A 10,592-nucleotide genomic window follows, 5' to 3' on the forward strand; every position below is an offset into this window, starting at 1 on the left:
GTTGACGATGAGAGTGAAATTTGCACATGCGGCGTGCCTGGGCGTGCTTCTGGCAGCGACGGCCGCGCTCGCGCAATCGAAGCCGGTTGCCGGAGAGGTGGCCGAAGGCTCGCTGAAGGGCAAGACGCTGACCTTCGTGTCCTATGGCGGCATCTACCAGGACGGCCAGGCGGCGGCGCTCAAGGAGTTCGTCGACAAGTCGGGCGTCAAGCTGCTCAATGACGGCCCGACGGAGATCGCCAAGCTGCAGGCGCAGGTCGAGTCCGGTAATGTGACATGGGACGTTGTCGATACCGACGATCTGCCGCCCTATGTCTATTGCGGCAAACTGTTCCAGAAGCTGGACCTCACCAAACTCGACGTCTCGAAAATTCCCGAGGGCCAGGTCGGCGAATGCTCGGTGCCGGCGATGAACTACGGCGTCGTGCTGATGTACAACACCGAAAAGTACAAGGACAATCCGCCCAAGAGCTGGGCCGACTTCTTCGACACGCAGAAATTCCCCGGCGTGCGCGGAATCGACGGCTCCGGCAGCCCGACCGGCGGCTTGTTGGAACAGGCCTTCAAGGTCGCCGGCGGCGACCCGAAGGCGATGACGGTGGCCGATATCGACAAGGCCATCGATGTGGTTCGCAAGCTCGGCCCCGATACCATCTTCTGGAAGACGGGTGCTGAATCGCAGCAACTCGCCGAATCCGGCGAGGCCGACATGCTGATGATGTGGACGGGCCGCGCCATGACCGCGGTCAAGAACGGCGCCAAATACGCACCGGCCTGGCAGGACTGGCTGGTGGTGATGGATCAGATGACGATCCCTGTCGGCGCCAAGGACACGGAGGCATCCTACGCGCTGCTCAACGCCTATCTTGGCAAGCACGCGCAGGAGGTGTTGACGGAGCAAACGTCTTACACGCCGATCAACAGTGAAGCGCAGCCCAAGGTCGACGCTTCCGTCTCCGCTTTCCTGACCAACACGCCCGAACGCCAGAAGCAGGGCTATAAGCAGAACTTCAAGTTCTGGGTCCCGAATTTCGCGGTGGCGCAGGAGAAGTGGTCCGCGCTGATGTCCGGCAACTGACCGGCTGAGGGAGACCAAAAGCCGTGAGCGCGTCCGAGCCAATCATTTCGGCCGAAAGGCGCCGGGCATGGCGGCCGTTCGCGCTCACGCTGCCGGCGCTGGTCCTGCTCTTCGCGGTGATCGGCTATCCGCTGCTCACCATCGTCGTGCGCAGCCTGTCGGAGCCGCAGTGGGGCCTGCAGAACTATATCTGGTTCTTCGGCGCGCCCATCAACCTGGCCGTGCTCCAGCGGACCTTCCTCATTTCAGCGTGGGTCACGCTGGTCTGCGTGGTTTGCGCCTATCCCTATGCCTATCTGATGACCGCGGTCCGACCAGGCGTGCGCTTGGTGCTGCTGCTATGTGTGCTGATCCCGTTTTGGGTGAGCGGCGTGGTACGCACTTTGTCGTGGGTGATACTGCTGCAGGATTCGGGGGTCATCAACTCGATCCTGCGGGTGCTCGGGTTCGGTGGGATCAGGCTGATCCGCACCCAGACGGGCGTGGTCATCGGCATGGCGCAGGTGCTTTTGCCTTTCATGATCCTGCCGCTCTATTCGGTCATGAAAGGCATCGATCTCAGGCTGGTGCAAGCCGCGCGGAGCCTTGGGGCGAGACCGTCGCGCGCGTTCCTCACTGTGTATCTGCCGCTGTCGCTGCCTGGCGTCTATGCCGGCGCGATCATCGTCTTCATCCTGGCGCTCGGCTTCTACATCACGCCGGCCCTGCTCGGCGGACCGCGCTCGACGATGCTGTCCACGCTGGTGCAGACACAGGTGCTCAGCCTCCTGCAATGGGGCAGGGGCGGCGCCATGGGCGTGGTGCTGCTCGTCACGACCTTCGTGCTGCTGGCGCTTGCCGCGCCCGTGATGCGGTCCAGCCATCGGCAAGCGGGGCGGCCTTGATGGAGATGAAGCCGCTCACCCGCGTCATGCTGGGCCTTGTCTGCCTGCTGGTAGCCATCTGGCTGGTGGCACCGACGCTTGTCGTGGTGCCAATGTCATTCAACGAGAACAAATCGCTCGCATTTCCACCCCAGGGCTTCTCCTGGCAATGGTACGAAAATTTCGTCACCAATCCGGATTGGTCGACCAGCTTTCTCAATTCGCTGAAGGTCGCATCGATCGTTGCGGTTCTGGCAACAGTGCTCGGCACCCTTGCCGCCTTCGGCATCGACCGCATGCAGGCGCGGCCGGCAAACCTCCTGCGCATGCTGATGCTGACGCCGATGGTGGTGCCGGGCGTGGTCCTGGCCATCGGCATCTACGCCGTCTATCTCGACACGCGGCTTGTCGGCACGCTGCTCGGCTTCGTGCTGGCCCACACCATCCTTGCGCTGCCTTTCGTGCTGATCGCCGTTTCGGCCAATCTCGAAGTGTTCGACAAGCGGCTGGAGACAGCCGCGGCGAGCCTGGGCGCAGGCTCGCTCACCACGTTCCGCACGGTGACGCTGCCGCTGATTGCCCCCGGGGTACTGTCCGGCCTGCTGTTCGCCTTCGCTACCTCCTTCGACGAGATCGTCGTGTCGCTGTTCATCACCAATCCCTATCTCAAGACGTTGCCGGTGCAGATCTTCGCTTCCATCACGCGCGACGCCGATCCGACGGTCGCGGCCGTCGGCACGATCCTCTTATGCGCAACGACACTGCTGATCGGCGGCGGCATGCTGATTCTTGGCCGTGAGCGGAAGGGAGGCTTATGACTCGGAAGGCGGAAAATCGCGGTGCGGCGATCGACCTGGAGTCGGTAAGCAAGGCCTATGGTTCCTTCAAGGCGCTCGACGGCGTGTCGTTGCGAATCGAGCCGGGCGAATTCATGACGCTGCTCGGTCCGAGCGGCTCAGGCAAAACGACGACGCTGAACGTGATCGCCGGCTTTACCGACCTGACCAGCGGCAAGCTGCTGGTCGGGGGAAAGAGCGTGGTCGGCGTGCCGGCGCACAAGCGCAACATCGGCGTGGTCTTCCAGCATTATGCACTGTTCCCGCACATGACGGTCGGCCGCAATGTCGCCTATCCGCTGAAGCTGCGCGGCGTCACCGGGGCAGAACGCGAACGCCGCGTCCGCCACGCGCTCGACATGGTCAAGATGGCCGATTTCGGCCACCGCTTTCCGAGCGAGCTTTCGGGCGGCCAGCAGCAGCGCGTGGCACTGGCCCGCGCCATCGTCTTCGATCCGCCGCTGCTGCTGATGGACGAGCCGCTCGGCGCGCTGGACAAGAAACTGCGCGAATGGCTGCAGCTCGAGATCAAGCGCATCCACCGCGAACTCGGCACCACCTTCGTCTATGTGACGCACGACCAGGAGGAGGCGCTGGTGCTCTCCGACCGCATCGCCGTGTTCAACCGCGGCGGCATCGAGCAGATCGGCACCGGCCGCGAACTCTACGACGAGCCGGCGACGCTTTTCGTGGGCAAGTTCATCGGCGATTCCACCGTGCTGCGCGGCCCCGCCGTCACTTCCGGCAACGAGACGGCGATCGAGATATCAGGCCAGAGAGTGGCGACCGCCAAGCGTCTCGCCGATGGCGGCAAGCCGGTGATGCTGCTGCGTCCCGAAAAGCTGGCGCTTGCGCGTCGCGGTGCCGGCGGGGATGGCCGCAACCGGCTCACAGGGCGTATCGGCGAGGCCATCTATCTCGGCTCCGGCTCCAAATACGAGGTGGAGCTCGCCGACGGCTCGAAAGCCATCGTGCGATCGACGCTCGAGGCGGATACTTTTGCCATTGGAGACGAGGTCGACGTGCTCTTCGCCGGCGGCGACGTGAAGCTGCTTGCCGATGACGACAAGGCCGATCTTACCCTTACCTGAAAATCCGAAAGCGAGACCGCAATGCAAGCCCAGCGCAATGGCGACGTGTCGTTCTGGTATGCCGACATAGGCGGCCCGCCGGCGAGCCGCCCACCCTTGCCCGGCGACATCGAGGCCGATGTCTGCATCGTCGGCGCCGGCTATACCGGACTGTGGACGGCCTACTATCTCAAGAAAGCGGAGCCCGCGCTGCGCATCGCCATCGTCGAAAAGGAGTTCGCCGGCTTCGGTGCCTCGGGCCGCAATGGCGGATGGCTGTCCGGGGGCTTCAGCTGGTCGCGCGAGAAATATGCAAAAACCTCGTCGCGCGGCGCTGTGATCGACATGCAGCGCGCCATGTCCGGCACGGTCGACGAGGTGATCGCGATCGCCGCTGCCGAAGGGATCGACGCCGATATCCGCCGCGTCGACAACATCACCGTAGCCACCAACGCCGCGCAGCTTGAGCGCGCCAAAGCCGAGTACGAAGAGGCCCGGCACTGGGAAATGCCGCCGGAGCGGCTGGCCTTCCTCGGTGCGCAGGAAGCGCGCGAGCGCATCGCCGTCGACAATGTACTGGGCGCCTTCGTCGTGCGCGACGTCGCGCGCGTGCAGCCGGCCAAGCTCGTGCAGGGTCTGGCGGCGGCGGTCGTTCGGCTCGGTGTTCCAATCTATGAGCAGACGCAGGTGCTGGCGCTCGACAAGGGCAAGGTCACAACCGATCGCGGCATCGTGCGGGCGCAAAAGATCGTGCGCGCCACCGAGGGCTTCACCGCCGGCATTGCCGGCTACGAGCGTCTCTGGCTGCCGCTGAACAGCGCGATCGTGGTGACCGAGAAGCTGCCGCAGAAGCTCTGGGACGAAATCGGCTGGAGCGGTTACGAGGTGCTGGGCGATGCAGCGCATACCTATTGCTATGCGCAGCGCACGCGGGAAGGCCGGATCGCCATGGGCGGCCGCGGCGTGCCCTACCGCTTCGGGTCGCGCACCGACACACGCGGCAAGACACAACAGGCGACCATCGATCAGCTGCACGAGATCCTGACCAGACTGCTGCCGCAGACCAAAGGCGTGCGGCTCGACCATGCCTGGTGCGGCACGCTCGGCGTGCCGCGCGACTGGTGCACGACATGCGGCTTCGATCGCGAAAGCGGCATCGGCTGGGCCGGCGGCTATGTCGGGCTCGGCGTTTCCAGTTCGAACCTGTCCGGCCGCACCTTGCGCGACCTGGTGCTCGGACACGACACGGAACTGACCCGGTTGCCCTGGGTCAACCGCACGGTGAAGAAATGGGAGCCGGAGCCGCTGCGCTGGCTCGGCGTCCACGCCATGTACCAGCTCTACCGCATCGCCGACCGGCGCGAGGCGAACGGCCTAGGGCGGACGTCGCGCCTCGCCGCTTTCGCGGATCGGCTGACCGGCCATTGAGGCAGGTCACTCAAATTTGATTCCGTTTGGTCGACAGGCATGAATGGAGACCGACAGCGCGTCGCATCATTTCCGTTCTCGGCGGCGCGCTTCAGAGCCTTCGATCGAATGGCGCCTCGGAACCGGGGCGGTGAATGAAGGCGGCGCCCAGGATGGGGCCCGGCAGGCCATCCTTGCCGACGGACTGCAAAAGCACGGCGCAGCCGCCCTTCTTGGAAATCTCACTCATCGGCAATTCGTAGCGCTGCGCCTTGCCGTGCCAGATGCCGGCGGTCTGGATGCCGGTCACCGCGTTCCAATAGGTCATCTTGCGGCCCGTGTTCTCGCCCTGGCCGATCGTGACCGTCTGCGGCGGTTCGAAATAAACGATGACGACATGGGCATCGCTGGGACCGGTCCCGCCATCGCCGGCATCGATCATGACACGGTCGCTGGTCCGACTGACCTTGATGGCGACCCGCATGTCTTCGCCGATCCTTGCCATGCGAGCGAGCTGGCCATCGACCTCGCCGCGATTGGCGCCGTTGACATGAACCCGGCCGTTGATGACCGCTTGCGGCGTATAGACCGAGCGGTTGCCGAAGGCCCGCATATACTCATATTGCCGCTCGGTGTTTTCCTTGCTGCTCAGCGTGTCCCGCCAGCCGAGATAATCCCAGTAGCCGACGTGATAGGAGAGCGCGACGAGATCTTGCCTGGCGGCAAGTTCGGAGAAGAAGGCGTCGGCGGGCGGACAGGAACTGCAGCCTTGGCTGGTGAACAGCTCGACCACGCCCACGGGCCTGTCGCCCTGGGGCTTGTCGGCCGGGAGCCTGCCGGACTCGCCGGCGTGCCCGGCACCGGCAAACGCCGATAAGGCCAGCGCGAACGCTGCCAGCCACAATGATCTACGCGAGGCCATGACCATTCCAATTCCCGCCGGTGATGCCGGCTTTGTTTTGATTGGCCGAAATATGTGGCAGAACCGGAAGTCAACGGGAAGTCACGTTGCGGTGAAATTTTGCCATTGCAAGCCTGGGTAGGGCGGCAATAGGAGAAGCCACTGCATTTCAACCGGCGGTTCGATTCGGGAGCGGGATCATCATCATGTGGCAAAGTTTCCTGGCTCCGGTCGATCTCTATTGCGAGCGAACGGGTCCTGAACTTTGGGCAGAGCCGGCGAATGCTTTGACCAACCTGGCTTTCATTGCCGCAGGACTATGGGGCGTCCGCGAAGTGCGGCGATGCAGGACCGGCATTTTCGCCGAGGTCCTGGCCTGGTGGGTGGTGGCGATCGGCGTCGGCTCGACGATCTTTCACATCTTCGCCACCAAGGGAACGGTCTGGGCCGACGTGGTGCCGATCGCCGGCTTCACGCTGGCCTACACGCTGTTCAACCTGCGGCGCTTCCTGCGCCTGGAATGGGGCAAGGCAATCGCGGTCTTCGTCAGCTTCTATGTCGTTGCCGGGCTTGTCACATTCGCGGTGCCGGACTGGCTGCACCAGGCGTCGAACGGCACCACAGGCTACCTGCCGCCGTTCCTGGCGCTCGCCTTCTTCGGTGTCTGGGTGGCGGCGAGCGGCAATCGCGCCGGCTGGTATAATCTGGCCGGATCGGCGATCTTCGTGCTGTCTGTCATCTGCCGCATGGTCGATCCGCTGGTCTGCACCAGCTTCCCGCTCGGCACGCACTTCCTCTGGCACCTGCTCAACGGGCTGATGCTGGGCGTGCTGCTGGCCGCCGCGGCGCGCTACGGCGCGCCACAGCGAGGCAGTAGGGCAGTAGGGCAGTAGGGCAGTAGGGCAGTAGGGCAGTAGGGCAGTAGGGCAGTAGGGCAGTAGGGCAGTAGGTGCCTTCCTTCCCTACTCCCTTACTGCCTTATTCCCTTACTTATGCTGCCAAATCGCGCAGCACGTACTGCAAAATGCCGCCGTTCTTGAAGTAGTCGAGTTCGTCAAGCGTATCGATGCGGCAGATGATCGGCACGTTCTTCACCGTGCCGTCGCCATAGGTGATCCTGGCTGCCATCTTCTGGCGCGGTTTGATGGCGTCCAGGCCGTCGATCTCGACCAGCTCATCCCCTTTCAGGTTGAGCGAAGCCCATGAGGTGCCCTCCTCGAAGACGAAGGGGATCACTCCCATGCCGACCAGGTTGGAGCGGTGGATGCGCTCGAAGGACTGGGCGATGACCGCGCGGACGCCAAGCAGATTCGTTCCCTTGGCCGCCCAGTCGCGCGACGAGCCGTTGCCGTATTCGACGCCGGCGAAGATGACCAGCGGCACGCCTTCCTTCTTGTATTGCATCGCCGCGTCGTAGATCGATTCCTCTTCCTTCGAGGGATAGTGGATGGTGTAGCCGCCTTCCCTGCCGTTCTCGCCCAGCATGTGGTTGCGGATGCGGATGTTGGCGAAGGTGCCGCGCATCATCACCTCATGGTTGCCGCGCCGCGTGCCGTACTGGTTGAAGTCGGCAACGCCGACGCCATGCTCGGTGAGGTATTTGCCGGCCGGCGAGGCGGCCTTGATCGAGCCCGCCGGCGAGATGTGGTCGGTGGTGATCTTATCGCCGAACAGGCCCAGCACGCGGGCACCCTTGATGTCGCCGATCTTGCCGAACCCCGTGGTCATGCCGGCGAAATAGGGCGGGTTCTGCACATAGGTGGAATTGTCGTCCCAGGCATAGGTCTGGCCTTCCGGCGCCTTGACGTTCTGCCAGTTCTCATCGCCCTTGAAGACGTCGGCGTATTTGCGGGCGAACAGTTCGCGCGTCACGTTCTTCTCGATGAACTCCTGGATCTCCGCCGAGCTCGGCCAGATATCCTTGAGGTAGACCGGCTTGCCGTTCCTGTCCTCGCCGAGCGGCTCGGTGGTCAGGTCCTTCGTCACCGTGCCGGCAAGCGCGTGCGCCACGACCAGCGGCGGCGAGGCGAGATAATTGGCCTGCACGTCGGGCGAGACGCGGCCTTCGAAGTTGCGGTTGCCGGAAAGCACCGCGGCGGCAATCAAGCCCTTATCGTTGATGGTCTTCGAGATCGGCGCCGGCAGCGGGCCGGAATTGCCGATGCAGGTGGTGCAGCCGAAGCCGACCAGGTTGAAGCCGATCTGGTCGAGCTCCTTCTGCAGGCCGGATTTCTCGAGATATTCGGCGACCACCTGGCTGCCCGGCGCCAGCGAGGTCTTTACCCAGGGCTTCTGCTTGAGGCCGAGGCGATTGGCGTTGCGGGCGAGCAGGCCGGCGCCGATCAGCACGCTGGGGTTCGAGGTGTTGGTGCAGGAGGTGATGGCGGCGATGACGACGTCGCCATGGCCGAGATCATGGCCGGCGCCTTCGACGGCATAGCGCTTCGAGATTTCCGCCGCCTTCTTGTATTCGGTGTCCATCGCCTTGACGAAGCCGGCCGGAATTCCTTCCAGCGCGACGCGGCCCTCGGGGCGCTTGGGTCCGGCCATCGACGGCACGACATCGCCGAGATCGAGCTCCAGCAAATCGGTGAAGACCGGGTCGGCGGAGCCTGCGTCACGCCACATGCCTTGCGCCTTGGAATAGGCCTCGACCAGCGCGATGCGGCTTTCCTCGCGGCCCGACATGGTCAGGTAACGGATGGTCTCCGAATCGACCGGGAAGAAGCCGCAGGTGGCGCCATATTCAGGCGCCATATTGCCGATGGTGGCGCGGTCGGCCAACGTCATGTTGGAGAGACCGGGGCCGAAGAATTCGACGAACTTGCCGACGACGCCCTTCTTGCGCAGCATCTGGGTAACGGTGAGCACGAGGTCGGTGGCGGTGACGCCCTCCTTCAGCTTGCCGGTGAGGCGGAAGCCGATGACCTCGGGCAAAAGCATGGAGACGGGCTGGCCGAGCATCGCCGCCTCGGCCTCAATGCCGCCGACGCCCCAGCCGAGAACGCCCAGGCCGTTGATCATGGTGGTGTGCGAATCGGTACCGACGCAGGTGTCGGGATAGGCGGTCGTTTCGCCGTCCTCGGTGTTGGTCCACACCACCTGGCCGAGATATTCGAGGTTGACCTGGTGGCAGATGCCGGTGCCGGGCGGCACGACGCGGAAGTTGCGGAACGCCTGCTGGCCCCATTTCAGGAACTTGTAGCGTTCCTCGTTGCGCTCATATTCGAGTTCGACATTGCGGGCGAAGGCCATCGGCGAGCCGAACTCGTCGACAATGACGGAATGGTCGATGACGAGGTCAACCGGCACCAGCGGGTTGATCTTTTGCGGGTCGCCGCCGAGCGAGGCCATGGCGTCGCGCATCGCCGCCAGGTCGACCACCGCCGGAACGCCGGTGAAATCCTGCATCAGGACACGGGCAGGGCGATAGGCAATCTCGACGCCGGCCGTCCCCTTGTCGGTCAGCCAGCCGGCGACGGCCTTGATCGAGTCCTTGGTGACGGAGCGGCCGTCCTCGTTGCGCAGAAGGTTCTCCAGCAGAACCTTCATCGAATAAGGCAATTGGGCGATGCCGGTGAGGCCGTTCTTCTCGGCCTCGACGAGATCGAAATAGGCATATTCGGCGTCGCCCGCTTTCAGCGTGCGGCGGCAATTGAAACTGTCGAGGGATTTTGACACGTGCGATCCGTCCTTGTCTGTTCAGCCTGAAAGGGAACGGACGCCGATGGCATGCAATCACGCGCAAAGGTGCGGGTACGGCCATTTCCGCTGTCCGCTCCCAAGCAACCCGAGCCGTTCAAGGCGGCGCGTGCGCTGGTTCGGCGCTAGTTCTGTTCCCGCGCCGACCGCTGGCACGGATGCACCGCATATAGAGAATTTTCTGGAATAGTTCTAGACAGTTAAAAAGCAAATTTGTGCGATGCGGCAGAGGCCGAGGCGGATTGTTTCAGGGCGGGCGAGGGATGCGGCTTATCGCCGAAAATCTAGGCGGCGAACGCGGCGGCGAGACGGTGTTTTCGGGCGTTGGCTTTGACCTCGATCAAGGCCAGGCGCTTGTCGTCACCGGGCCGAACGGATCAGGCAAATCGACCTTGCTCAGGATCGTGGCCGGACTGCTGCCGAAGGCCGAAGGCAATTTGCTGCTCGAGGGCGGCGGCGATGAATTTCCGTCGATCGCTTCGGCCTGCCACTATCTCGGCCATCAGAACGCGATGAAAACGGCGCTCAGCGTGACGGAAAACTTGCGCTTCTGGCGCGACTTCAACGGCGGTGGGGCCGTCGGCGTCGAGGAGGCGCTGGAGACGGTCGGACTGGGCGGCATCGGCCATCTGCCGTTCGGCTATCTCTCGACCGGGCAAAGACGACGCGCGGCGATTGCGAAACTGCTGGTCAGCCACCGGCCCTTGTGGTTGCTGGACGAGCCGACGGCGGGGC

The 10,592-nt window shown here is 63.9% G+C and carries 9 protein-coding genes; 7 read left to right on the forward strand and 2 right to left on the reverse strand.

Features of this window, described 5'->3' with window-relative positions; genetic code table 11:
• Positions 1 to 7: 7 nt before the first annotated feature.
• The 5 genes from LB566_RS18585 to LB566_RS18605 are packed head-to-tail and all read left to right on the forward strand — an operon-like array spanning position 8 to position 5,275.
• Positions 8 to 1,078, forward strand: coding sequence for an extracellular solute-binding protein (locus LB566_RS18585; protein ID WP_224625436.1), 1,071 nt, complete (start codon positions 8 to 10; stop codon positions 1,076 to 1,078).
• A 23-nt stretch (positions 1,079 to 1,101) separates the two neighbouring features.
• Positions 1,102 to 1,962, forward strand: a complete 861-nt coding sequence (locus LB566_RS18590; RefSeq protein WP_224625437.1) for an ABC transporter permease — start codon at positions 1,102 to 1,104, stop codon at positions 1,960 to 1,962.
• Positions 1,962 to 2,759 (forward strand): ABC transporter permease, encoded by a 798-nt coding sequence (locus LB566_RS18595; RefSeq protein ID WP_224625438.1) that lies wholly within the window; start codon positions 1,962 to 1,964, stop codon positions 2,757 to 2,759. Before LB566_RS18590 ends, LB566_RS18595 begins: the two co-directional genes overlap by 1 nt.
• On the forward strand, positions 2,756 to 3,868 hold the full coding sequence (locus LB566_RS18600; protein ID WP_224625439.1) for an ABC transporter ATP-binding protein: 1,113 nt from the start codon (positions 2,756 to 2,758) through the stop codon (positions 3,866 to 3,868). Before LB566_RS18595 ends, LB566_RS18600 begins: the two co-directional genes overlap by 4 nt.
• A gap of 21 nt (positions 3,869 to 3,889) precedes the next feature.
• On the forward strand, positions 3,890 to 5,275 hold the full coding sequence (locus LB566_RS18605; RefSeq protein ID WP_224625440.1) for an NAD(P)/FAD-dependent oxidoreductase: 1,386 nt from the start codon (positions 3,890 to 3,892) through the stop codon (positions 5,273 to 5,275).
• Between the two features lie 91 nt (positions 5,276 to 5,366).
• Here the strand turns inward: LB566_RS18605 and LB566_RS18610 are convergent, their stop codons facing one another.
• Positions 5,367 to 6,182 carry a DUF1223 domain-containing protein gene (locus tag LB566_RS18610; protein ID WP_224625441.1) on the reverse strand — a complete coding sequence of 272 codons (816 nt, stop codon included), beginning with the start codon at positions 6,180 to 6,182 and terminating at the stop codon, positions 5,367 to 5,369.
• A gap of 179 nt (positions 6,183 to 6,361) precedes the next feature.
• On the opposite strand from LB566_RS18610, the gene LB566_RS18615 reads away from it, so the two are divergent.
• Complete coding sequence (locus LB566_RS18615) at positions 6,362 to 7,048, forward strand: ceramidase domain-containing protein (protein ID WP_224625442.1); 687 nt, start codon at positions 6,362 to 6,364, stop codon at positions 7,046 to 7,048.
• A 97-nt stretch (positions 7,049 to 7,145) separates the two neighbouring features.
• Here the strand turns inward: LB566_RS18615 and acnA are convergent, their stop codons facing one another.
• Positions 7,146 to 9,836, reverse strand: a complete 2,691-nt coding sequence (gene acnA / locus LB566_RS18620; RefSeq protein ID WP_140550625.1) for an aconitate hydratase AcnA — start codon at positions 9,834 to 9,836, stop codon at positions 7,146 to 7,148.
• Positions 9,837 to 10,120: 284 nt separating this feature from the next.
• On the opposite strand from acnA, the gene ccmA reads away from it, so the two are divergent.
• On the forward strand, positions 10,121 to 10,592 hold a 472-nt coding region (gene ccmA, locus LB566_RS18625), incomplete at its 3' end, for a heme ABC exporter ATP-binding protein CcmA (RefSeq protein WP_224625443.1).

The sequence above is a fragment of the Mesorhizobium sp. CA13 genome, from assembly GCF_020165235.1.
Lineage (GTDB): Bacteria > Pseudomonadota > Alphaproteobacteria > Rhizobiales > Rhizobiaceae > Mesorhizobium.